Below are 24,817 nucleotides of genomic sequence, written 5' to 3' on the forward strand. Positions count from 1 at the left end.
TTAATGTTGTTATGTTACTGCGTAACGACACGCGTTTTTGTACCGCGTTTGTTGTTGAATTCGATTTTAAGTTTTTGTTTATAAACGATTTTATTCTATTTGTGAGTGATTCATGGCGCAGTTTTATCGCTTGGGGATTGTCAGCTATTCTTGTTTATACTCAATTTATAAACAAGTCATGCTCTGGAGTTTTGGCATCATTTTCTCAGCAGTAATGGATCGCAAATGGTGACAAGATCACCCAGTTCCATGCCTTATGAGCGTCACATTTCACTATCAAGCAGCTAAGGCTGACAGCTGGATTCGAAGACAGGCCTGGGAATCGTTCCAATTGGGTCTGGGGTCAATTCAAGCGATTGGGTGGTTTCGTTACGTTCAGCAGGTTGTGACGTAAGCACATCGTTTTTTTTTACCGTTTCCGCAGATCTTCTGAGCCAATACAGGAGACTGCTCATGAGGATCATCCGCCTGAAAGAGGTCATCGACTCGACCGGCTTGGCCCGGTCGACCATCTACAAATACATTGGGGAAAGCAGTTTTCCGAAACCAGTCTCACTGGGCGACCGGTGTGTTGGGTGGGTAGAAAGCGAAGTACATGATTGGATCCTGGCAAGGATTGAGGAGCGCGATTCGGCTGAAGACTCTCCAGTCCGACTTGGCCGCCTGGGCGTGGTCAGCTAGTAGCTAACGTTATAGGCCATGACCGGTTGTCGCCGGTCATGGCCTATATGCCGTTTGAGCCTCGCCGACCACGTGGCGCTGTCTTCAGTAAGTCCGGGTGAAGGTGGTCCCCGTCTCTCGGATTACGGAGATAAAGGGCCAGTGCCGGAGCTGCTGGAATAGCCGGACGATGATTTATTTCCGGAGTGAAGCATCTGGTGAAAATGATGGTGTGTGTGGTGTTGTCGGGTTCATTTTCCCGAGCTCATCGAGGAAGGTACTTTCGGTATGGGTAATATGCTTTTACTGCTACTACCACCTGTAAAGGTTAGTCGGCTGGATACCTCACCTGTGGGCTACTCAGTAGAGGTCTATCAACGCAGGAAAGGTAGCGGTTAAAAATTACACAGTAGGCACTGGTTATGTAACTCACTAACTGAGAGTCATAACCATGCTCCGACATCCAGATAACACCAATCTCCATCTGCACCGCGAAGACACCTTCGAAGGCTTGCCAGTCATGATTGAGAAAGGCCCCTTCGTTCGGCAATACCTGTCCCGTTTGAAACGCACTATAGATCTGGCCCTTACCCAATACTCCAGAGTACTGGCCTTTAGAGTGGATCTCCGTCTGCCGCTCAAAGTCGATCTACCTGAATATGCTTACACAAATGAAGTCATAAGTAGGTTCGTAGCTTCCTTCAGCGCGAAGATCGAGCATAACCGGGACAAGGCCCGTGAGCGGAGCCTGTACGCTCATGACTGCAAGGTCCGCTACGTCTGGGCCAGAGAAGTGGGGCATGGCAACAGGCCTCATTACCACCTGGTGATATTGCTCAATCGAGATGCGTACCGGGCAGTAGGTCGGCTTGTATCCAGACGACCAAGGATCTTTAGTCGCATGGAGGAGGCATGGGCCAGTGCTTTGGGCCTGCCTGACGATCAAGTTGAAGGGCTGGTCGAGATCCCTCGCAACGCAGAGTACCGATTAAACCGGTATCTGCGTGCCGGCGATGAGGACGTGCTGCCGGCTCTGTTCTACCGCGCCAGCTACCTGTGCAAGTCAGCTACGAAGTTGTATGGGGACAACCATCATGCCTTTGGATGCAGCAGGAGCTAAACCACGCCTCGGGTCTTGACTCGAGCAGAGGTGCCAACGTTATCGAAATCCCTGGTTCGTCGCTCAGATGCCCTGTTATCATCATTTTTAGCATTACTAATGATGGCAGTGTGGACAAGGATCAATTTAAATGCCGAATCTGGCACCGGGTGGAGCCTCACCTAATCAACGCGAACGCCTTTGGCAGATCGATTTCCTAGCGCGTTTTCGTGGTCAGGTGTCCCGGCAGGATCTGGTTCGCCGCTTTGGCATTGCACTGTCAAACGCCACTCGGGACTTCACTCTCTACCGTCAGTTGGCACCTGATAACCTGGATTATGATCACAGTGACAAGGTGTATCGCCGGGCTAGATGCTTCCAGCCGCTGTTTATCTATGATTGTGAACATACCCTGCAAACCCTGACCTGGGGCCAAGGGGTGGGGTTGGAAGCCTGCGACCAGCCGATTCTTGTTGACTCTGCGCCGACACTAAATCAGCCCGATCTAGATATTCTGGCAGCGGTATCTCGTGCCATATATGCAGCCAAAGCGCTGACTATCCGGTACGTGTCTGTTAGTAGCGGTGAATCTACACGTGAAATTGTGCCGCACAGCTTGGTCAATACTGGCCAGCGCTGGCATGCGCGCGCCTATTGTAGAGCGCATTCCGAGTTCAGGGATTTTGTGCTGACCCGCATCACCGTCGCAGACGAAGTGGACGGTTTGATCGATGCAACGGTTGAGTCTTTGGCTCAGGATCAGGAGTGGAATCGTGAAGTGGAGCTGGAACTGATCCCGCACCCCCGCGCAACCTATTCCCGTGCCATCGAGTTGGATTACGGTCTCGACTCCGGGCAATCCATCAAACTGTCAGTCCGGGCAGTAATGGCTTGCTATCTGCTGCGGCGTTGGGGTGTCGACTGCAGTCCCAAGGCATCATTGCACCCTGATGAGTATCAACTGGCGTTGCGTGACCCCGAGTGGGTCGCAAACCAGGTCAACCTGTCCATTGCCCCTGGCTTTAATGATGAGAACGGCCACTGATGAGCACGACCGAATCCCAACAAAAATTTGGCTTCAAGTTCGGCCGCAACGGTGCCCACTCCGCCCGCACCATGATGCTGGCAGAGATTACCGAGCTGTTTCATGGTCGTGGAATTGAGGCGAGCCTCGCCCAATACCAGGAAGACATAGAACTATTCAACGTGCTGCATAAGCCAACTGAGAAGGCAAGAAAGCTGACTTGGCGTCACCTGATCGACCTTTATGGCATGGATATCACTCTCCCACTGTTCCGGACCTTTCGCCGTTTATGGGAGAGCGACGAATCCGCAAGACCCATGCTTGCTTGCCAAATGGCGCTGGCTCGGGACCCGCTGCTGCAACTGTCCCAAGACAAGATCCTTTCGCTGGCGTCAGGTCAATGGCTGCCCCGTGAGGAAATGGAGCAGGCGCTGGACGAGCAATGCCCTGATCGCTACAGCAAAGCGATGCTTAAATCTCTGGCGCAGAACGTCAACGGCACCTGGACGCATGCAGGCTTTCTGAAAGGGCGAACTAAAAAGCACCGTGCTGAGCCAGTGGTGCGCCCGGTCAACGTGGTGTTTGCCTTGTTTCTCGCTTATTTGCAAGGCGCCACCGGCAACCGGCTGTTTACCAGTAAATGGACCCTCCTGCTTAGCAGCCGCCAGGAGCGATTGCTGGAGTTGGCCCGTCAGGCCAGCTACAGCGGGATGATTAATTTCAAACACTCCAGTGAGGTGGTGGAAGTAACCTTCCCCGACTACCTGAGCAAGGAAGAGGAGTCCTGGTTGCATGAGTAACCGACTGAACCGCCTTATCAAGAGCTACGCCAACCATATCAGCCTGCCTTGGATGAAGGGCTTGGCCAATGAACAGCGGGTGTTGTTTGCCGTTTACCATAAAGAGGACGAGCTCAAACTGCGTGCCAGGGTTGAAGAGTTTCGACTGGCTACCGAAAGCGCCGGTCACCCGTGGCTTGAGCTGGATGTTACCCGCCTGTTCTCTGGCTGGATGGCCAAGCAGAAGTACCGCGAAGACTACTTTGAAGATCCGGATACCCTAGCTCCCAAGTATAAGACCTTTGTCCGTCAGTCGGTCGAAGAGCTAGCTGAACGAATCAACAACCAAGCCGATGATAAGACCGTTGTCGCCCTCATAGGCTGCGGCACCCTGTTTGGTTTTGCCTCGGTCTCTGACTTTGTTAAACAGCTGGCCGAGCATGTTCCGGGACGCCTATTGGTGCTCTTTCCAGGTGAGTACATTAATAACAGCTACCGCCTGCTCGATGCCCGCGATGGCTGGGGTTACCAGGCTACTGCGATCACCGCAGATAACTGATTCAGTCATATAAAGACACTAACGCACAGATTGGCGCAGTAGGCGCAAAGGGAGCATGCCCAGGATGTTGAACCGCGAGATTTACCAGCTCGACCCCCAGCAGAATCGCCTGGAAAACAATGGTGTCGCTGAAGTTAAGGACGACCAGTCAGCCCAGGCACTCAAGACCCTGCGCTACGAGTTGCAAACCTTTGTCTGCGATGGTGAGTACCAAGCCGGGCTCGACAAAATACTGTCTGCCTACCTGCGCAATTTGGGCGGCCAGCACGAACAGCCCGGTGTGTGGATCTCTGGCTTCTTCGGTTCCGGTAAGTCGCACCTGGCCAAAATGCTCCGCGCGCTGTGGACTAACCAGCCGTTCAGCGATGGCGTCTCTGCTCGCGATATTGCCGATTTGCCGCAGGAGGTCATAGACCACTTTAAGGAACTGAGCAACGCCGCAAAACGCCACGGCGGTCTGCATGCCGCCTCTGGTACCTTGGGCTCCGGTGCTAACAACAACGTGCGTCTGGCGCTGCTCAACATTGTGTTCAAGTCCGCCGGTCTTCCCGAGCAGTACCATCAGGCCCGCTTTGTGCTGTGGCTGAAAAAGCAGGGTATTTTTGATCGGATCAAAGACAAGGTCGAAACTGCGGGCGACAGCTGGGACGACGAGCTAGAAGACCTCTACGTTTCCCGAAGCATTGCCGGGGCACTGCTTGAGGTAGACAGCACTCTGGGCGATGACGTCAAAGGTGTGCGCCAGCTACTGCGTGAGCAGTACCCAAACGTTCAGGATGTCACCAACCAGCAGATGGTCGATGCTATTTACGACGCCCTATCCAAAGAAGGTCAGTTCCCGCTAACCTTGGTGGTGCTCGATGAGGTGCAACAGTACGTCGGCTCCGATACCGACAAAGCGCACCAAGTCCAAGAAGTAGTAGAAACCTGCTGCAAGCATTCTATCTTCCAGAACAAGCTGCTGTTTGTTGCCACCGGCCAGAGCGCCCTGTCGGGCATGCCTAATTTGCAGCGTCTGCTCGGTCGCTTCCAGATTCCAATTCAGTTGTCCGATACCGATGTCGAGTCGGTGATCCGCAAGGTCATCCTTCAGAAAAAAGCATCGGCCAAACCGCAGTTGGAACAGGTGCTGAAGTCCCATCTGGGCGAGATCTCGCGCCAGCTGCGTGGTACCAAAATCGAGCATCATCAAGATGACGAAAAAGTCATGTTGGCCGATTACCCGCTGCTTCCTGTGCGCCGCCGCTTCTGGGAGCGGGTGCTGCGTATTGTCGACACCACCGGCACTGTTTCGCAATTGCGTAACCAGCTCAAGGTCATCCACGAAGCCGCTCAGGCCACCGCCGATTTGCCGCTTGGCCATGTGGTGCCGGCGGACTTCATTTACAACCAGATCGCAGTCAACCTGCTGCAAACGGGCGTAATCTCCAAAGAAATTGCCGAAACCATTGGTCGCCTGTCCGCCGGCGATGCTGACGATAAGCTCAAGTCGCGCATTCTCGGGTTGGTGCTGCTGATCGGTAAACTGCCTTCAGATCCCACCGCCGACTGCGGAGTGCGGGCCACCGCCGACATGCTGGCTGATCTGCTGATTGATGACCTCAATAGTGGCAAAGATTCTATTCGTACCAGCGTGCCTAAACTGCTGCAGGCATTGGCCGACGAAGGTCTGGTTATGCCTATGCAAACCAGCACCGGCACCGAGTTCCGTTTGCAAACTCAGGAGAGTGCGCAGTGGTACGACACACTTCGCCAGGAAGAAGCCGACCTGCGCGGCAATATGCAGCGTATCGAAAATATCCGCGTAGACCTGTTGCACAAAGAACTGCGCCGCCAATTAGCCCAGGTGCGTCTCACCCAGGGCAAGTGCAACGAGCCGCGCCAAGTTATCCCTTGCTTTGACGCCGAGTTGCCCAAAGACGCCAAAGAAAAAGTCTACGTCTGGGTGCAGGACGAGATCGGATTAGGCATAACGGAAAAAAGCTTTCTTGCAGATGCTCGCAGTTGTCACCCCGGAGATCCTACTATTTTCGTATTTGTGCCGGGACGTAATCGCTCCGAGTTAACAAACGCCATCCTTGCCGAACACGCAGCTCACGCCACCTTGGAAAATCGCGGCATCCCCAATACCGATGCCGGCAAAGACGCCCGCAGCGCGATGGAAACCCGCTACCGCGATGCGCAAAAGCAGGTGCAAGCATTTCTGCGCGAAATCTTCGAAGGTGTGCAAGTGCTTCAGGCTGGAGGCAACGAAGTAGACGGCAACACGATTGCTGAACGAGTAGAAACCGCTGCCAAAGCCTCGTTGATTCGCCTCTATCGCGACTTCGATGCCGCCGACCACCCCGGCTGGGGCAAGGTATACGACCGCGCCAGTAAAGAGGGGGGGCAAAACGCCCTGGAAGCACTGGGCTACAGCGGTGATGCCGAACAGCACCCGGTGTGTGCGGCCATCAAGCGCTATATCGGGGTGTCGAAAAAAGGCAGCGAGATCCGTGAGCACTTTCTGGGCGGCTCCTACGGCTGGCCGCAGGACGCCATCGACGGCGGTCTGGCCGTCCTCATGGCCACTGGCATTCTCATCGCCTACGACAACCGCAATAACCCGGTTACCGCCACAACGCTGGATCGCAAGCAGATCACTCAAACCAGCTATAAGCCGGAAAGCATCACCATCCGCCCGGTAGACCTGATCAAGATACGTGGTGTACTCAGCAGCAGCGGCATCGATTGTCAGCCCGGTGAAGAAGCTAGCAAGCTGCCACTTCTGGCTGAAAAAGGTCGTGAACTAGCCAAGCGCGCCGGGGGGGAAGCCCCTCTGCCGAAAACCCCCGACAGCCGTATTTTCGACGAGCTGGCGCGTCACTCTGGTAATGCACAACTCAAGCATGTGCTCGATGAGCAAGACGCCATAAAACAGGCGGTCAAAGCTTGGGCCGATATTGCCCAACGTATCGAAGCGCGGCGCAGTGATTGGGCGCGGCTCAAAAACCTGCTCGATCTTAGTCGTGGTCTGTCTTTCCATGCTGCTATCCAGACCGAGGTGGATGCCATAGTCAGCCATCGATCCCTGCTGGATGACCCCAATCCGGTATCCGGCCTGGTTCAGCAGCTGGTTAATAAGCTGCGCGATGCCATCCAGTTTCATGTGCAGGCCTATCAGGGCCGGTATGCCGAATGTCTGATTCAACTGCAGGCCGACAGCCACTGGCAGCAACTCAGTGAGCAGCAAAAAAGCGACATCCTCGGCAAACGTAAACTGCTTTCCTTGGCGCAACCGGCGCTGAACGACGCCGAGGCCATTATTGACAGCCTCAATGAAGTCAGCCTGGAGCAGTGGACAGATCGCACTGAATCGCTGTCCAGTAAATTTGATAACGCACGCATGGAAGCCGTTCAACTGCTGCAACCCAAACTGCAGCGCATCAGCCTGCCGCGCAAAACCTTCGAGACCGAAGCCGACGTCGACACCTGGCTGGCAGAAGTGAAGCAACAGGTTCTCGACAAACTCAACGACGGACCGGTGACCTTCTGATGACTCGACAGCCCCTCGATAAAGCCCTTCGCCGTACGTTGGAAGCCACTGTCGTCAAAGCCCGCGACATCGCCGAGCAAGCGGCTACCCAGGCCGTCAAACGACTCGGCGTGGGCGATGCTAAGCCGGCCGACTATCTGAGTGATGAGCAGCGCAAGCTGCGCACCCGTCTGCGCGCCCATGGCCGTCAGCTAGGTGATAACAAAGATGCCAACGGCCAACAATCCATCCACAAGCTTGTCACAGAAGTCGCCTACGAACACTGGCACCGCATGTTGTTTGCGCGTTTTCTAGAGCAGAACAACTTGCTTATGTATGACGAGCACACGCAGTTGACCCTGGCCGAATGTAATGAGCTGGTGCAAGACCCGGATGTGGCTCGCGACGAACTAGAACGCCACTGCCAAAGTGGCTGGGAGCTGGCTGGGGTGCTGGCCTCCAAGATGCTGCCGCAAATTTTCCGTATCGACTCGCCGGTATTCGAGTTGGAGCTTGCCCCAGAACATCAGCGCAGCCTTGAGCAGCTGGTGACCGGCCTGGCTATAGAAACCTTCCAGGCCCAGGATAGCCTGGGTTGGGTCTATCAGTTCTGGCAGAGCAAGCGAAAAAAAGAAGTTAATGATTCCGAGGTTAAGATTGGCGCCGACGAACTCTCGCCGGTCACGCAGCTGTTTACCGAACCCTATATGGTCAGCTTTCTGCTGGATAACAGCCTGGGCAGCTGGTGGGCCGGCCAACGTCTGACCGATAGCGACTGGCAGCAGGCCAATAGCGAACAGGAGCTGCGCGACAAAGCCGCCATCCCCGGCGTGCCACTTAAGTTTTTGCGGTTTGTAAAAGATGAAACTACCCAGCAATGGCAGCCAGCTTCCGGCACCTTCGATGCCTGGCCCAAACAGCTGAGTGAAATCAAAGCGCTCGACCCCTGCTGCGGCTCCGGCCATTTTCTAGTCGCCGCCTTTTTGATGCTGGTGCCCATGCGCATGCAGGCCGAGAATTTCACGGCCCAGCAGGCCATCGATCGTGTGCTCACAGATAACCTGCACGGCCTAGAGCTGGATCAGCGCTGCGTGGAGCTGGCAGCCTTTACTGTAGCGCTGGAAGCCTGGCGCTATCCGGACGCTGATGGCTATCGCAGCCTGCCGGAAATGCACCTGGCCTGTAGTGGTCTGTCTATCGCCGCCGCCCGCGATGAATGGAAAGAACTCAGCCGTAAGGCCGGCAAGCAGAACCTGACCATCGCCCTGGACTGGATGTACCAGACCTTCCAGGATGCGCCGGTACTCGGCAGCCTGATCAACCCACGCCACAGCAAGGCCGCACAAATCGCCCAGTGGAGCGAATTGCAGCAATTGCTGGGCGAGGCGCTGTCGCAGGAGCAAATCAACCAGCAGAGTGAAGCCGAAGCAGAGGTATCTGTTCGCACTAACCGCTTGGAAGCGGGCATTGTTGCTCAAGGCCTGGCAAAGGCCGCCGAGCTACTGGCCGGGCAGTACACCTGGGTCATCACCAACGTGCCTTACCTGGCGCGTGGTAAGCAGAACGATACCCTCAAAGAGTATTGCGAAGCCTATTACCCCGCAGGCAAAAACGATCTGGCTACGGTTTTCCTCGACCGCTGTTTGGAGTTTTGTACCCAAGGTGGCACGGCAAGTATTGTTTTGCCGCAGAACTGGCTGTTTCAAACAACGTATAGAAAGTTCCGAGAAAAGCTGCTGCAGAACGACAGCTGGCATTTGATTGCTCGCTTGGGGCCGGGTGCATTCGAGACCATCAGTGGTGAGGTGGTCAAAGCGATTCTGATTAGCCTGAGCCGAGGCAATGCGGCTAGCCAGTCGGCGGATCTGCTGCAAAGTGGCGAGCAGGACAACTGGATTCGTGGAGTGGATGTGTCCGAGGCACGAACTGCGGCAGAGAAGGCGGCGGGGCTGCTGGCGGATGAAGTGAAGAGTATGGAGCAGGGTAAGCAATTGGAGAATCCGGATGCTCGCGTTGCTTTAGATGTACTCGGAGTAGATACATTGTTAGCTGAGAGTGCAGATAGCTTTCTTGGTTTAGGGACAGGTGGGTTTGAACAGTTTGGGCGCTGCTACTGGGAATTTTATGAAAAGCCGAGTTGCTGGGATTGGCTGCAATCATCGGCACAGAATAGCGATGCAATGTTCGATGGGTTGTCTCTGTTAGTCGCTTGGGATCATACAACGAACAGAGTTAGAGGGATGGATAAGCTATACCGTGAGAGAATTCATAATCAAGACCAGAGCGGGCAACAAGCATGGCACAAGAAAGGTATTTCTATTGCGCTGATGAAGGGGCTGCGTAGCTCTCTTTACCTTGGTAACCGCTACGATAAGTCTATGGCTGCGATTATTCCTCGTGATATGAAGAGCCTTAAAGCGATGTATGTATATTGCACCTCGCCGGATTTTCATGATCGAGTAAGGGAAATTGACCAAAATATTATAGTGGCCAATGGAGCGTTGGTTAAGGTTCCTTTCGACTTCGGCTATTGGACTAGTGTCGCCGAAGAAAAATACCCTAACGGCCTACCCCAGCCTTACACGAACAACCCTACCCAATGGATCTTCCACGGTCATCCCTGTGGCGCGGTGATCTGGGACGAACAGGCCAAGTGGACCGCTCATGGCGAACTGCGTGTCGATGACAGCGTGCTGCAAGTGGCTGTCGCCCGCCTGCTCGGCTACCGCTGGCCGGCGGAGCTGGATGCAAACATGGAGCTGGCCTCAGAACAGCGTGAATGGGTGCAGCGATGCCAAGCACTGGATGCGTATGTGGATGACGACGGCATTGTTTGCCTGCCCGCCGTGCGCGGTGAAAAAACTGCCGACCAACGCCTGGAAGCTCTGCTGCAAGCCGCCTACGGCGATGCCTGGACCACACCACTGAAAAACCGCTTGCTGGAAACCGTCGGCAGCAAATCCCTCAACCTCTGGCTGCGCGATAAGTTCTTCGAGCAGCACTGTAAACTATTCCAGCACCGGCCGTTTATTTGGCACATTTGGGACGGACTCAACGACGGCTTTAGCGCCCTGGTCAACTACCACAAACTCGACAAGTCCGGCCTCGAACGGCTGATCTACACCTATCTAGGTGACTGGATCCGCACCCAACAAGCCGGCATGGCCAACGGTGAAGACGGGGCTCAGGAACGCCTACTCGCCGCCGAAGTGCTCAAGCACGAGCTGGAAGCTATCCTCGAAGGCGAAGCCCCCTACGATATCTTCGTGCGCTGGAAGCCCCAGGCCGAACAACCCATCGGCTGGACCCCTGATCTAAACGACGGTGTGCGCCTCAACATCCGCCCATTCCTGAACGCTCGCAGTGTCGGCAAAAAAGGTGCGGGCATTCTGCGCTGGATGCCCAACATCAAATGGGCCAAAGACCGCGGCAAAGACGTCGAATCCGCCCCCTGGTACACCCTCGGCCTGCAATACGACGAAGGCGAAGGCGCACGGATTAACGATCACCATCTGACGTTGGCTGAGAAACAGGCGGCAAGGAGCTAGTCCATGATCAAGTCCGTTTACAACTACCCGGTTTCTACCCTGCTCGATATCGAGAGTGGGGTGGTTTATGCCATCCCGCGGTACCAGCGTGAATACACCTGGAGCCGTGCGCAGTGGGATGCGCTGTTTGAGGATCTGTTGGACAACGAGCTGCATTATTTCCTCGGCTCGATCATCTGCATTAACCAGTCGCAAGATGCCCTGACTGTACAAAGCCTGGAGCTGGTGGACGGGCAGCAACGCATGACCACACTGTCTTTGCTGCTGGCGGCGGTCTATCAGAGCTACCGCACCCTGCCGAATCTGGGCATGGAGCAACAGATTGAGCTGTACAACCTCAAGCACAAACTGGTGCTGAAGAAAAAGTCGGATCAGCCACGCCTGATCCCCCAGGTGCAGAACAACAACCAACAGGACTACTTCGCGGTGCTCGGCCAGACCGGCATTTTGGACGATGTGGAGATTGTGCCGAATGCCGGCAATCGGCGGGTTATGAAAGCCTTTCGGCATTTTATCAGCCGAATTGAACTGTACCTGGAGCACAGTGCTGACCCCATTGTGAGCTTGCAGGCTCTGCTGGAGAAAGTGAACACCGCCACCCTGGTCAAAATTGAGGTCGCCGGGCATTCCGATGCCTACACCTTGTTCGAGTCGCTGAACAATCGCGGTGTACCGTTGACGGCCATTGACCTCATCAAGAACAAATTGCTCGCAGTACTGGAGTCCAAAGACCCTGGCAGCATCGACAAGCAGTACAACCGCTGGAAAAAGGTGATTGACGCCCTTGGTGATGACTACGCCGTGCAGGAGCGTTTCTTTCGCCAGTATTACAACGCGTTCAAACCCGATCTGAAGGATGTCGTTTCAGTACCGGTGGCCACCAAATCAAACCTGATGCAGGTGTATGAAAAGCTGATCGCCCATGATGCCGAGGGCTTTTTGCACGCCATGATTCGTCTGTCCAGCCGCTACGCTCAAATTGTCGGCTACCGTGCTGTGCCTGAGCAGCCCAAACTCTCCAGCTTGCTGCTCTCGCTGGACCGCATCCAGGGGGCTGCCGCTTATTTGCTTCTCATGGTGCTGATGGAGCGCCAAACCGAGCTGGAACTGAATCATGAGCACCTTGAACAGGCAGTGATCTTTCTGATTGCCTTCTTTGTTCGGCGCAACACGACCGACCTACCGCCTACCCGTGATTTGACCCGTATCTTCATGGATGTGGCCGAGACCATCCGTGGGCTACGTGCTGGTGATGTGGTCAATCATATTCAGCGCACGCTTCAAGCCGAAAGCGCTAGTGATGAGCAGTTCGAGAAAAGCCTCAGAGGTCCGATCTACGAAGACAATAAAGCGGTTTGCCGCTTTGTCCTTTGCGCCCTTGAGGAAGGCCGCATGACTCGCGAAACCAAGGTCGATCTGTGGGCGCTGAAAGGCAAGCAGTATGTATGGACTATCGAGCATATCTTCCCCCAGGGTGAAAACATCCCTGACAGTTGGGTGCAAATGATTGCCGATGGCGATGCGAGTCTGGCCGAGCAACACCGTCAGACCTACGCCCACTGCCTGGGTAACCTAACCATATCTGGCTACAACAGCGCACTGGGCAACAAGAGCTTTGCTCAGAAGCAAAGCCGCACCGACAGCCAGGGTCGGGAGGTTGGGTACAACAACGGTCTCTATCTGAACCATGCACTGGCCGCGGAGGACAGCTGGACCGTGGAAAAGCTGGAGGCGAGAACGATGCAATTGGTGCAAGAGGTACAGGCGAAGTATCCATTGGTTATTACGGTCACATGATCAAGCCTGCTCAATGAATCCAAGGATTGATATGAAACTGATTGATTTGCTGGCCACCGAAATCCGGAACAGCGCTGCCTACAACTCCAATGTGCAAGTCGCTCCCAGCGTAATTCTGTGGACTGACACCCTGCGCCAGTGGGAGCCAGCATTGCCATTGTTACAAGCTGCAATGCCTGAGCTGATCGTGTTGGGTGACTACGCCCCCGAAAAGAAAGTAGGTCCAGCCATCTGGATCAAATGTGTTGTGGAGAATGCGCTGCCCAGCATCGAGCTCCCAGCCGATCGAACGCCGATCCTGTATTTACCGGGCGTGGAACGCCGCGACCTGCGTGCAATCGGTGCTTGCCCGGACGACCTCAAACCGCTGGCTGAGCTGCAGTACCGAGGTTGTTGGTGGATCTACAACAACTCTGGCCGTGATTGGACGGTGAACGCCTTTCTGATCTCCAGTAACGGCGGAGCAGGGCTGGATGTCGCCAAGGATGAGAAATCCCAACAAGCCATGCTGCGTGTTTTACCTGAGATTCTGGAAAGCGAGCGTGATGAGCTGTGCAACCGCCGGCTCGAGGCAGCAGATTTCAATAAGCTGGTTAGCAGCGACCCGGTGCGTGATTTACTCAGTTGGATGAATGACAGCAAAAGCTGCCGTGAGCGCTGGGACGGGTCACGCTGGCAAGCACTGGTCGGCATCTGCGAAACCGAATACCACTTCAATCCTGAACAGGATGGAGAGTTGACGGCCGCCGAATTGCTGTGCCAACGCCAGGGTATCTGGGACGGTGTTTGGCAACGCTATGCTGAGTCTTGCCGCCACTACCCGTTCTTGCCGCAGTTAATGCTCAAGGTCCAGCCTGATTTGGCTTCCAGCGGTGAAAGCTATCCGGCTATCAATTTGAGTGAAGAGGGATACCTGGAGCAGACGCTACAGCAGTTGCTTGAGCAAGGTGCTACTCAGGTTCGCCAAAGCCTGCAGACCCTTGAGCAACGGCATGCACAACGGCGTACTTGGATTTGGTTTGAGCTTGGTCTGGCTCCGTTGGCAGGCGTGCTTGGTCACCTGAGCCAAGTGGCTCAGAAGACCACAAAGGTCTTCTCCGGCGTTGATGCAGAGGAAATGGCGGCGCAGTATCGGGAGCACTATTGGCAGGCTGATGATCAGATGCTCAAAGCCTTGGCTTCCCCCTTGTCCGCAAGCCAGCAAGTTCTTGTGCAGCAGATCCTCGCGCTGATCTACACCCCATGGTTGGATGAGGTGACGCGCAATTTCCAAGGTGTGATCAAATCTAGGGGCTATCCGGGTAGCAACCAGGTGAATGAAGCCACGGCTGAGTATGCCGCGGGTGGTGAAGTGGTATTTTTCGTAGACGGCCTACGCTACGACATTGCCCAGCGTCTGAATCAGGCTCTGCAAGGATTGGGAGCAGTAACGCTTTCTACAAACTGGGCAGCTTTGCCTTCAGTGACGTCGACCGCGAAAGCAGCCGTAACGCCGGTGCATAACCGATTGACTGGCAGAACCACCGATCGGGATTTTGAGCCCAGCTTGCTAGACGAAGACAAGGACTTCTCAGCTTATTACCTGAAGAAGTTTCTGCAGGAAAAAGGCTGGCAATATTTGGATGAGGGCGATTCAGGCGATCCTGTGTCCAATGCTTGGGTTCAAAGCGGCGATATTGACAAAGAAGGCCACGTGAAGGGGCTCAAGCTGGCGGCGCGAATTGATACCTTACTGGCTGAAGTCGTGGAGCGGGTTGAAGAGCTCCTGGCTGCAGGCTGGCGCAAAATTCGCATCGTCACCGACCATGGCTGGATGCTGACGCCCGCACCGATGGTGAAGGTCGAATTGCCCAAACACTTGACCGAAACGCGCTGGGGCCGCTGCGCGGTCATCAAGGATTCTGTGGACAGCGGTTATCAACAGGTAGGTTGGTACTGGAACGGTGCCGTCAGTATTGCCATGGCTCCAGGTGCCTGTAGTTTCAAGGCAGGACAGCACTATGATCACGGTGGCCTAAGCCTGCAGGAGTGTTTGACGCCGGTGCTAGAGGTACGCAGCACACAAGTCACAGTCACTACCTCAGCGATCTCTGCAACACTCTCGGATCTGCGCTGGGTGGGATTGACCTGTAAAGTCCAGGCGCAAACCAGTGCTGAAGGGGTACTGGCGGTACTCAGAACGCACCCGGCTGACCCGGATTCAGAGATCACCAAGCGCAAGCCGCTAAAAGAAGGCAAGTGCACTCTATTGGTAGATGACCAGTATGAGGGCACTACTGCTGTATTGGTGCTGCTGGATGACAAGGGCAACGTGCTGGCGAAAAAACCAACTCTGGTAGGAGACGAGTAAGTGGAAATGGATACGCTGGACCGTAAGTCCGCGGAGGTCTTTGAGGGGTACTTAGTTCGCAAAGACCTGGTGCGCACTTTTGCGCGTCAATTTCCGGTTCCGACCTATGTCGTCGAGTTTATGCTGGGCAGATATTGCGCCTCAACCGATCCCATCGAAATCGAAGAGGGTTTGGAAATCGTTCAGCGACAGCTGTCCGATCGTACCGTGCGCGCCGGCGAAGAAGAGCTGTTCAAGGCACGTGCCTATAAAACCGGCTCTGCCAAACTGATCGATATTGTCAGCGTGCGGTTTGTAGAAAAGGAAGGTGGCTACCTGGCGTCGTTGCCCAGCTTGAATCTCAATCGTGTGCGTATCCCAGACAAAATTGTTGATGACAACGAACGTCTGCTGACCGGTGGTTTTTATGCTGAGGTGACGCTGGAGTACGACAGCATCATTGCTGAGGAAAAGGGGCACGCCTTTGGCATTGCAGAGTTGCGCCCCATCCAAATGTCCAAGCGCAATGTGTTGGATATCATGGCAGAGGCACGTACACGATTCAGCAGCGAAGAGTGGCGAGATTTCCTCACACGCTCCATCGGCCTGGAACCAAGCGCGCTGTCACCGCGAGCTATAGACGCCATAATGCTCCGCATGGTGCCGTTCGTTGAGCGCAACTACAACATGGTCGAGCTGGGGCCGCGGGGCACAGGCAAGAGCCACCTATTTCAGCAAATATCGCCCTACGCGCATTTGATTTCAGGCGGCAAGGCGACCATCGCCAAGATGTTCGTCAACAACGCCAGCGGGCAGCGCGGCTTGGTTTGCCAGTACGATGTTGTTTGCTTTGATGAGGTCAGCGGGATCTCCTTCGATACCAAGGAAGGGATCAACATCATGAAGGGCTACATGGAGTCCGGCGAGTTCAGTCGTGGGAAGGAAAGCATTCGAGCCGATGGCTCCATGGTGTTTGTCGGTAACTTCGATGTCGATGTCGAACACCAGCAGCGAGTAGGTCATCTGTTTGGCCCACTCCCAGCAGAGATGCGTGATGACACTGCCTGGATGGACCGTATCCATTGCTATCTACCTGGCTGGGATGTACCTAAAATGAACAAGACTCTGACCACCGATCACTTTGGCCTGGTCAGTGACTTCTTCTCCGAATGTATGAGTCGCCTGCGTTTCCAGAGCCGCGTATCTGCCATGCAGAATCGCGTTCACCTGGGCGGAGCACTAAGTGGCCGCGATACCAATGCAGTCAACAAAACCGTCTCCGGCTTGCTCAAACTGATGTATCCAGGGCAGGACATGGTTGTGTCCGACGAAGATTTGGAATGGGCTACTCGTTTAGGGCTTGAGGTACGGCGCCGGGTCAAGGAACAGCAAAAGCGAGTCGGAGCCGCCGAGTTTCGTAACACCCATTTTAGTTACTTCATTGGTGATGATGGGGTGGAGAAGTTCGTGGCTACGCCGGAGCTTCGCGCCGACAACGAAATCGGTGATGACCCACTGGAGCCGGGCCAGATCTGGACCGTCAGCGAAGGTGGGGCGGACATCGACGACAACGCTGGCCTGTATCGCATCGAGGTGAATGAAGGCCCTGGCTCTGGAGTACGCATCCTCAATAATCCGGCGCCCGCAGCCTTCAAGGAGTCGCTGCGCTATGCCGAGCAGAATTTGTATTCCAGAGCGACTCAGCTCATCGGAGACCGCGATCCACGCGCCCATGAGTTCTCCGTTCAGCTCAGAGCCTACGACTCCGCCAAACGAGGTTCCAAACTGGGCATGGCGGCGCTGATTGCGATGTGTAGCAGCTTGCTGAAAAAGTCGGTGAAGGGCGGAGTGATCGTCGTCGGCGAGATAAACCTTGGCGGCTCGATTGAGCCGATTAGCAGCGCAGTGAATATTGCCGAGCTGGCGGTAGAGAAGGGGGCCAGCGTGCTGCTCATGCCTGTCACAGCAAGGCGCCAGCTGCATGACCTATCTGATGACATGGCAACAAAGATCGACATCCAGTTCTATCAGGATGCACGGGATGCGTTATTGAAAGCGATTGTGGAGTAAGGGGATGCCACAGTTCAGCGATGTTTGACGACGGTCCCAGAGCGGCCTTGTACATAGCGCGACCCTGCGGTCTGTAACTGCAACAGACGGGGTGAAAAAAAGAGGACTGTACATCAACCAACGTCCGTCGCCTGCCAGCGACGGACGTTGGTTGAGCTCACAATTATCCAGATGTGTTATTTGCAGTGCTCCGTAGCCGACTGAAAATCAGGCAAGTCAGTACTGCTGCAATCAGAAGCGGCGGAAACCGCACCATGAGAATCAACAAAAATATTGCTGTCATGCATCCGGCAAGAATGCCGACGAAGATGAACAGGGCTGCAAAGATTCGTACCAGTTGCTTCATGCCTACTTCCTCACAGGTAGCCCTGTTCCGCCAGCGATGTACAGCCGTCACTGCCAACGATGATGTGGTCCAGCGTTCTTACCCCAATCAGATTCAGTGCCTCTCTGAGCGTGCGCGTCAGCGAGCGGTCAGCCTGACTGGGCTCGGGATCGCCGGATGGGTGGTTGTGCACCAAAATCACGGCTGCGGCGTTTTGCTCTAGGGCGATCTTGACCACCTCCCGCGGGTACACGCTTGCACCGTCAAGGGTGCCTCTGAATAGCTCCCGAAAGCTGATTACCCGATGTTTAGTATCTAGCAGTAACAAGGCAAAAACTTCGTGCTCGTGATACTGCAGCAGTGTTTGCAAGTGGTTGAATACCTGCTTCGGATCAGTCAGTACCCTGCCTTTAGACAGGCGACTCATCGCTAGTTGTTGAGCCATCTGCAGGATGTCGGCCTCTGTGACAGGGGATTCCATGACATAGGTTCCGGTCGTTTCACCGGCTTTGAGCTTGTGATATTTCATGCAAAAAATCCTTTTGAACACAGTGCGGCATAAGCGCTGCGTAACGCGCAGCACTGTCCGGGAAAAGGTGGGTTGTTGGATCAGGCGGGCAAGTTGAAGCGATGACCACAGATGAGGCAGAGATTGTTCGCCAGGACGTGACGATCCAGTTTTTCACCAAGCTGAGCACCAAGCGCGCACCCTCCCACACCACCAGCGAGGCCGCCGAGGACTGCTCCGGAGATTGCGCCCAGGGTGAGACCTGGCGGTCCGGCAATAGCACCGACAGCAGCGCCGAACCGGCCGCCTGCTAGTGCAGAGCTTGCGCCCTGCGCCGCGCCGCCAACGGTGCCAATGGCTGCGCCAATTTTCATAGCGTTTCTGAGTGAGGCAATTTTGTAGGAGTTACAGAGGGGACACTGCGATGACATGGGATGTCTCCATGGAGGGATTGTCATGGCAGTAATGTAGGGCTGTGATTTTTTTGAATCGTAGAAACTCTTTTAATAAGCGATCCGATTGTTAGGGCAGGAACGACTCAGCACTGCCTTGGCGAGCTGCCGAAGTCAGCAGGCGTGGGAATGGCAAAGCGGCATGCGACTTTAAGCGACCAAAGGTGAATGACGTGAAAGAAATGTACAGGTGTATTTTTTCTGAGATGTCGGCTATTAGCGACAGAAAACGTTCCTGAGACTGAGGCGGCGTTGATCAATGACTCAGGGTTCCAGTCAGCCTGCGCTCAATGGACACAGCATGCCTCCCGATGGTCGTAGCGGGTGAATTGTTCGCGGTCATAAGCATCCTGCAACTGGGGCCTGTATCCCGTATCCCGGAACGACTCCCCCGATCGGGTCTTCGGTTGGGCACCGGCGCGACATCGCTACATATCAGGGCGGCATCTCGAGGCTGGCAATCAATCAAGGAGCAACTGGTACTGCCGATATAGAGCTATCAAGACTTCGGCGAAGGTGATCGATGTCCGCTAGCGGGAAACGTTTGAGTGAGTAAGCTACCAAGAAATTACGCGGTTCTTCTGTTTTGTCTGGTGCTATCAGGTTGCTCCAGTTTATTTTCCGGCAGTCGTGAAGTGCCGATTTCCGAAGAGCAGAAAACCAGGCTTCATGACTTGGGGGGAATGTCCTCTTCCATATTGCCGAGGGTCAACAATGGCGAGTCGGGTGTATATACCCTGGTCGTGGCGTTTGATGGCACCAACAACGACCTCTTCAATACTCCTGACTCGGAAAACGCCACGGTGGTTGGCAGGCTTTATCAGGATGTTGTCGATGAAATTCGCAAGGGGAGTGAAAAGGCGTCTATCCCTGTGGATGCTTTGTCGGCGATTTATTATCGGGGGCCGGGTTGTCCTTCCTGGGTGGCATGCCCCTTTGATTCGGCGATTGGCTGGAGTACCTGGCTATCGGCCCGTCGCGCCGTAGCTGACGTAGAGTCCAAAATTGCGAATCTGGATTCCGGGGTCAGGGAGATTCGTGTCGTTGTCATCGGCTTCAGTCGGGGGGCGGCGACGTCTCGATATTTCCTTAATCTGTTGGCCAGTAAGCCGTTGGTTAACGTGTGGGGTGAAGTGCTCACAGTGCGGTCCTACGCGTTGTTGTTCGATACGGTAGCAACCGGGATGGCGAACTATCTGGATCTGGCGTTACCAGCGAATCTGGAGTTCGCATACCACTTTGTGGCCCAGAACGAAACTCGCAAGTTTTTCGGGCTGGTGGTCGATGCCGATGAGGGGTACGAAAATAATCCTCTGGCGAAACTGTTTTACTTTCCGCAGCGGATTGTGACGATTGAAGTACCGGGAGCGCACTCGGACTTGGGCGACTCTTACAAAAAAGGTGCCGGCATGGCGGTCACGCAGTATGCCCGCATGACGATGGCAAGGATGGGACTGAGGCCAAACTTGAAAAACTACAATTGCGCCTTGCCTGAAAACAGTGAGCAGCCAGGCTGTCGCGTGCTGGATGAAGGGCTCCATGACTCACGGGGGACGATTGATCTCTTGCTGAGAGTGCCATCGCCTTATGGTTGTTTCAATTACCGTGAGAAAACCGTGAGGCCTAGTCAGATGAGTCTCGACGATGCGATGAGTCTGACGTTGCGGCGCTATGACGGCATTGGGAATTTTCCGTTGGATAATGGAAATCTCTTACGTTTTCAATGGCTGGAAAATTATCGCTTCATTAGTCTGGGTGGCCCTCATCCAGTTCTATATCCTCGAATCAGTGACATCGGCTTTAATGCTGTAGTCGTGCCGGTAGGTGAGCGATTGAAAGTGGTGCTGAGAGGCGTGAATAACGATCAGGTGTACACCGTGCCCGAGCGAGTTTTGCAGCGGGTGCGTGAAACATCTGGGCGGTCCGAGCTTGAACTGAATCTGATCAAGGGGGAGCCGCGCTGGATCGTCAATGGCTGTATGCCGGACGAGGACTGAGCGGCTGGCCGACATCATGCGTCGCTGCATGGGCAGGGTGATGGTCATCACTAATGATCACCAGAAGGTCTTTGGTCGTGGTGATTGTACCAATGCGGTCACTGTGAAGCCTGGTTTTACACAGCGTCTTCGAGGCAGCTACTCAATAGCTGTATGGCCCTGTCCAATGTGCGATGCGCACCTGATCAAAGATGATCAGCATGCGGATTATGAGTTGGGATGATGAGCCCAGTGCAAACTGCGTAAACACGCATGGTGTGTTTACTGGTCCCTTACTGTCTAGCCGATTACTGACCGATTCAACAACGTCCTGCTGCCTTGAGTTTTATGAGCCGCCTCAGGCTTGGGCAGAACCTTACATTCTCACAACCGATCACCTCTTGAACCCAGTCGAATTGGGCTTCTCGAACTTGCATTCTGGCGTTTTTCAACGCCTGAAGCGTTGCCATAGCTAGCACTTCATCTCCGAGTGAAATCCGCACAGGTTCATAGGCGAGAATATCCACCGTCGTAATCAGGCGTAGATTTTCAAAGCGTTCAGAGGAGATCTTGGTTGCTTTTTTTTCATCAATGACAGCGGTGAAACTGTTGCAATGTGCAAGCGCGAGTGTCGCGGCTTCTCCATCTCCGAGCGAGGCCGCCGTGGATCCGGATACCAAGTCGAAGAAGTGCTCTAATGCAATGCCAGAGAGCTCTTCTCTCTTTAAAATTTGATTATGGATTAGCTCCAAAAGCTGTTTCGGTTCAGGCCGGCCGTTTGCTGCCCCTAGCTCAATCTCTCGTATTACATTGTCGGTGACGACTATAGGAGTCGGAACTGCTTGCAGGATTGCGCTTGCATGATCGGTCGCCAGCAAGTTGATGATGACACTGGCGTCAAGAACGAGAATGCTATCTTGATCAGTGAGGCAGCTTGAAAAGGTCATCAACTTCATCCTCTTCTGCCTCATCAAGCAATTCGCGTACTTTCGACCGATCGAGCTTAAGCAAATCAGACATTTGCCCTTCGCTGATTAGATCCTTTTTCCAGGCATCGATAGCTAACAAAAAAAGCCTGGTTGATTGCGCGCCTTCCATAGGCGTGGAATCGTGAGATATCGTGCCTAGTACCTGCTGGGCTTGGTCGTCGGTTATACCGCCATTATCCATAAACCAATCCCACGTTCCCTTTTTCGTCAGGTCCAATTCTTCAAGCCTCATCACCATCGCTTGGCGTGAAATGCCAAAGAAACTAGCGAGCAGGATGATGTGCCGACGAGTGAGGTGGGTTGATCCAATGGTCACTTCCTTGAACTTTTCCATGACAGTGCGGGCAGGCGTCAGAAAAGCACTACCGAAAGCATTCGCGTAACGCTCTTCACGCGAGTTCTCATACTTTTCGGCTTGATAGATTTCGGGCTGACGCCGCGTCGCTATAAAGTGCCCGAGCTCGTGGGCGCCAGTCTGGGTTTGACGATCCTTCCGATGTACTGCATTTATTAGCATACAGGCGCCAACGGCGTCGTCATAGGCAAATAGCCCAGACACTTTCGATTCAAGTCTCCGGCTATAAACACGAATTCCGAGTTGCATCTCTATGAGTGAAAACAGATTTTGGATGGGGCTCTCACCGAGCCCTAGCCAGCTTCGGAGGCTATGTGCATCGTGCTCTGCTTGTTTACGTACATCGCCAGGTAAGATGCTTTTTTCGGTCGGATAATTCGAGGTTTTCCGAACGCCCAAAATGTTCTCAAGTTCTACTTCAGCTCTGACGAGATCATTCAGCATCCGAGCAGCTTGATCGATACCTGCGTCACCAGTGTCTGGGAGTGAGCGGAAACGAGGAACAAGGTCCACATGGACCGCTTCTCGACGTAGCAACGAGTTGGCAGATACTCCATAACAGCGACTAAGCATCTGGATCTCGTCGAGCCTTGCAGAGCGCTGCCCTTTTTCAATGGCCACGAGAGTGGTTCGAGCAAAGCCAACTGCTTTGGCAGCTGCGTCTTGGGTCATGGCCGCGGTTTCGCGCGCGACCTTCAGTCGCTCGCCCAGTTCAGCTGGGTTTAGTTCAAAGTCTGGTTTGGTCATGATGCGCCATCTATCCACTTCCTCACGAACGACTCTGATCTCATATCGCCCGTGAACGCTGACCATTCCTTGGCATGTTGCTGCAAGAGCCTGTCAAGGTTCTGCGCCACGGTATGTGGCGACTCGGCCAGAGCTCGAGCCAGTTCGCTCGTTCTGCGGCGTTTGATCAGTTCGTACTGCGAAGATTCCCGAATCGAAGAAAGGTGTTCGAAATGAAGCACCCCTGCGATAGCGTATTGTCGCAAGGCTTTAGTAAAACTGGTGAATTCTTTTGCTGCGCCTGTTTCCCAGGTCGGGCTGTCTAGGGATTCCCATACATAGTTCGTTGGTGGCTCCTCCAATCCTGCAGCGTGAACGCTAAGGCGGCGAAGCATACACGCGGCGCATATGCCGCACTGTCTTCTTGCGCCTGAAACGGCTACCTGTCGGGATTGCTGCCAGCACGACCTGGTCGTTATCCAATTCACGTTAGGGCCACAGGTTTCCACAAACTCGCGCAAGGTCTCGCCTTTCGTCATCCAAAGCCTGGGAAAGGTGTACTGGAATCGGTAACCAAGAAGTGCTTCGATAAAGCGCTCCATCAGCTTGGTGAAGACGGGGTGATTTCGATAGTCCTCATACCCATGTGCAACAGGAAGGAGCACAGGTGCAAGTGCACCTTGTCCGCTTTCGGGGATGATGGCCATTGGAGCATCAATTAGATACGCCGCAACTGCCGATATGATGCTGAATTTGAATCCGCGGCTGCGTGCACTTCTCTCAGCGCTTCTTGCATCATCAAGCTTGACTGAATATGGGATGGCCGTGAATGGAATCCTTTGGCGTTCCTTTTTTGAAATGTCGTGTTGTTTGCTCCCTATTCGAAGACGAATCAGGCGTTTACCTAGGCGCTTGCTCTCAAGCTCAGAGACCGCACGTGAGTCCATTCCATCACTGAAGGCAATGACAGCCTCTGCATCGGAAGGAAAAGCTATTTGGCCTTGCGGCGGTCTCTGTGCAGCTTGTTTTCGAGGTCCAAAATTGAAATGCCAGTCGTCTCCGGTCAAAAGGTTCAGTGCGTTGACGAGCGCTCGGTTTACCTTGTTACTCGACCACCGCTCAACGTCGTGTACTGGAGCGTGAACGATGAATCGACGGCTCCAATTCATGGAACTGCGGACAAGGTAGCGATCACAGAACTCAACTGCAGCGGATATGAGTAGTGCGTCATACGTTACGGGCTCCCATTTGTCATGGGATGAGAAGGATGCGAGAGCCTCGAGGTCGAACTCGATGTTCTTCTCGATGTAACACGGGATTACGCCGTTTCTTTTGCGGGCGCCAGGTTCAAGTATATCTACAGCTATTTCCTTAGGCGGGAAGGTGTTCATCACAACGATACCCCGTCATCAAGACCTTCCATCTTCCTCGGTGGAGCGATTCGTACGGGCTCTGGGCCCACAAGATCCAGACCTAGCTGGGTGCTCGATAGAGTAGAAATGGCATTCTGTAGTCTCTTACTCACGTGCTCTGCTCTTCGCTCGTTTGAGTCGCGAAGGTAGTGTTCTTCAATCGACCGTATGTTCGCGTGGCAGCGGTCTTTGGCGGCGAGGCCTACTGCCTCATGGAATGCTTCAATTCCAAATTTCCCTTCATGGATAAGGGCGATGCTCCATTCCACAAGATTCGCTCCAAAAACGGAGGCTGCTGCAAATGCTTTCGCATCTTCAAGTTGCGTAAGCGCGATTTCTCGAATTTCCAGAGAGTTATCACAGCCGGTAAACACTGCTTTCAGGGCTTCCATCAGGAGCCACGAGACCTCCATTTTGAAGTCACTGGCAACTGCATGCTTCGTAGCCTCAGCTATCTGGGAGGCATCGTAGGTGTCTTTGTCCGCACGCTTTGCCAGTTCTTTCCATGGCTTTCGCAGCTTCAAGCTTCTATGTGGCCCATCGCTCATTTCGTCCAGCCCCCAGTGAATACCGGTTTTGACATTGTCAGATATTAGTACTAAAAATCTGACAATGTCAAAGGCGCAATTGGAAACAAGGATGTGCCCGATGATTTCGGTTTCTCAATAGAGTAGAAGCTGATTTTCGTCAGCGCA

At 54.2% G+C, this 24,817-nt stretch carries 18 protein-coding genes; 11 read left to right on the forward strand and 7 right to left on the reverse strand.

Features of this window, described 5'->3' with window-relative positions; translation table 11 throughout:
- Positions 1 to 453 precede the first annotated feature (453 nt).
- From KDX39_RS16840 to brxL, 10 genes are all read left to right on the forward strand, one after another.
- Entirely contained in the window at positions 454 to 681 is a 228-nt protein-coding gene (locus tag KDX39_RS16840; RefSeq protein ID WP_130899392.1) for a helix-turn-helix transcriptional regulator, read from the forward strand.
- A gap of 430 nt (positions 682 to 1,111) precedes the next feature.
- A complete protein-coding gene (locus KDX39_RS16845) occupies positions 1,112 to 1,780 on the forward strand; it encodes an inovirus Gp2 family protein (protein ID WP_231661139.1) in 669 nt (222 codons plus the stop codon).
- A gap of 130 nt (positions 1,781 to 1,910) precedes the next feature.
- The gene (locus KDX39_RS16850; protein WP_231661140.1) at positions 1,911 to 2,804 is read left to right on the forward strand and encodes a helix-turn-helix transcriptional regulator; all 894 of its coding nucleotides are present in this window, start codon (positions 1,911 to 1,913) and stop codon (positions 2,802 to 2,804) included.
- Positions 2,804 to 3,583: a hypothetical protein gene (locus KDX39_RS16855; RefSeq protein ID WP_057429191.1), complete on the forward strand. Its 780-nt coding sequence runs from the start codon at positions 2,804 to 2,806 to the stop codon at positions 3,581 to 3,583. Before KDX39_RS16850 ends, KDX39_RS16855 begins: the two co-directional genes overlap by 1 nt.
- Positions 3,576 to 4,121 carry a BREX protein BrxB domain-containing protein gene (locus KDX39_RS16860; RefSeq protein ID WP_057429192.1) on the forward strand — a complete coding sequence of 182 codons (546 nt, stop codon included), beginning with the start codon at positions 3,576 to 3,578 and terminating at the stop codon, positions 4,119 to 4,121. The genes KDX39_RS16855 and KDX39_RS16860 overlap by 8 nt, the downstream gene beginning before the upstream one ends.
- Before the next feature lie 64 nt (positions 4,122 to 4,185).
- Positions 4,186 to 7,656: a BREX system P-loop protein BrxC gene (gene brxC / locus KDX39_RS16865; RefSeq protein WP_231661141.1), complete on the forward strand. Its 3,471-nt coding sequence runs from the start codon at positions 4,186 to 4,188 to the stop codon at positions 7,654 to 7,656.
- The gene (locus tag KDX39_RS16870; protein WP_231661142.1) at positions 7,656 to 11,183 is read left to right on the forward strand and encodes an Eco57I restriction-modification methylase domain-containing protein; all 3,528 of its coding nucleotides are present in this window, start codon (positions 7,656 to 7,658) and stop codon (positions 11,181 to 11,183) included. Before brxC ends, KDX39_RS16870 begins: the two co-directional genes overlap by 1 nt.
- A 3-nt stretch (positions 11,184 to 11,186) precedes the next feature.
- Entirely contained in the window at positions 11,187 to 12,980 is a 1,794-nt protein-coding gene (locus tag KDX39_RS16875) for a DUF262 domain-containing protein (RefSeq protein WP_231661143.1), read from the forward strand.
- A gap of 31 nt (positions 12,981 to 13,011) precedes the next feature.
- Positions 13,012 to 15,330: a BREX-1 system phosphatase PglZ type B gene (gene pglZ, locus KDX39_RS16880; protein WP_231661144.1), complete on the forward strand. Its 2,319-nt coding sequence runs from the start codon at positions 13,012 to 13,014 to the stop codon at positions 15,328 to 15,330.
- 6 nt (positions 15,331 to 15,336) lie between these two features.
- Positions 15,337 to 17,379: a BREX system Lon protease-like protein BrxL gene (brxL, locus tag KDX39_RS16885; protein ID WP_231661145.1), complete on the forward strand. Its 2,043-nt coding sequence runs from the start codon at positions 15,337 to 15,339 to the stop codon at positions 17,377 to 17,379.
- A gap of 163 nt (positions 17,380 to 17,542) precedes the next feature.
- Here the strand turns inward: brxL and KDX39_RS16890 are convergent, their stop codons facing one another.
- The 3 genes from KDX39_RS16890 to KDX39_RS16900 all read right to left on the reverse strand — a co-directional run bounded on the left by KDX39_RS16890 (position 17,543) and on the right by KDX39_RS16900 (position 18,643).
- Positions 17,543 to 17,725, reverse strand: coding sequence for a hypothetical protein (locus KDX39_RS16890; RefSeq protein WP_231661146.1), 183 nt, complete (start codon positions 17,723 to 17,725; stop codon positions 17,543 to 17,545).
- A gap of 10 nt (positions 17,726 to 17,735) precedes the next feature.
- Complete coding sequence (gene radC, locus KDX39_RS16895) at positions 17,736 to 18,233, reverse strand: RadC family protein (protein WP_231661147.1); 498 nt, start codon at positions 18,231 to 18,233, stop codon at positions 17,736 to 17,738.
- A gap of 80 nt (positions 18,234 to 18,313) precedes the next feature.
- Entirely contained in the window at positions 18,314 to 18,643 is a 330-nt protein-coding gene (locus KDX39_RS16900) for a hypothetical protein (RefSeq protein ID WP_153333839.1), read from the reverse strand.
- 569 nt (positions 18,644 to 19,212) lie between these two features.
- Here KDX39_RS16900 and KDX39_RS16905 point away from each other — a divergent pair.
- Complete coding sequence (locus KDX39_RS16905) at positions 19,213 to 20,661, forward strand: DUF2235 domain-containing protein (RefSeq protein WP_231661148.1); 1,449 nt, start codon at positions 19,213 to 19,215, stop codon at positions 20,659 to 20,661.
- Positions 20,662 to 20,960: 299 nt separating this feature from the next.
- Here KDX39_RS16905 and KDX39_RS16910 read toward each other — a convergent pair whose 3' ends face one another.
- Genes KDX39_RS16910 through KDX39_RS16925 form a run of 4 tightly spaced genes read right to left on the reverse strand, consistent with a single transcriptional unit; the run spans position 20,961 to position 24,670 of the window.
- Positions 20,961 to 21,587, reverse strand: a complete 627-nt coding sequence (locus KDX39_RS16910) for a hypothetical protein (protein ID WP_231661149.1) — start codon at positions 21,585 to 21,587, stop codon at positions 20,961 to 20,963.
- Entirely contained in the window at positions 21,562 to 22,731 is a 1,170-nt protein-coding gene (locus KDX39_RS16915) for an XRE family transcriptional regulator (RefSeq protein WP_231661150.1), read from the reverse strand. The genes KDX39_RS16910 and KDX39_RS16915 overlap by 26 nt, the downstream gene beginning before the upstream one ends.
- Positions 22,728 to 24,101 (reverse strand): 7-cyano-7-deazaguanine synthase, encoded by a 1,374-nt coding sequence (locus tag KDX39_RS16920; RefSeq protein WP_231661151.1) that lies wholly within the window; start codon positions 24,099 to 24,101, stop codon positions 22,728 to 22,730. The genes KDX39_RS16915 and KDX39_RS16920 overlap by 4 nt, the downstream gene beginning before the upstream one ends.
- Entirely contained in the window at positions 24,101 to 24,670 is a 570-nt protein-coding gene (locus KDX39_RS16925) for a hypothetical protein (RefSeq protein WP_231661152.1), read from the reverse strand. The genes KDX39_RS16920 and KDX39_RS16925 overlap by 1 nt, the downstream gene beginning before the upstream one ends.
- Positions 24,671 to 24,817 lie beyond the last annotated feature (147 nt).

This window comes from Pseudomonas sp. CDFA 610 (assembly GCF_021147865.1).
Lineage (GTDB): Bacteria > Pseudomonadota > Gammaproteobacteria > Pseudomonadales > Pseudomonadaceae > Aquipseudomonas > Aquipseudomonas alliivorans.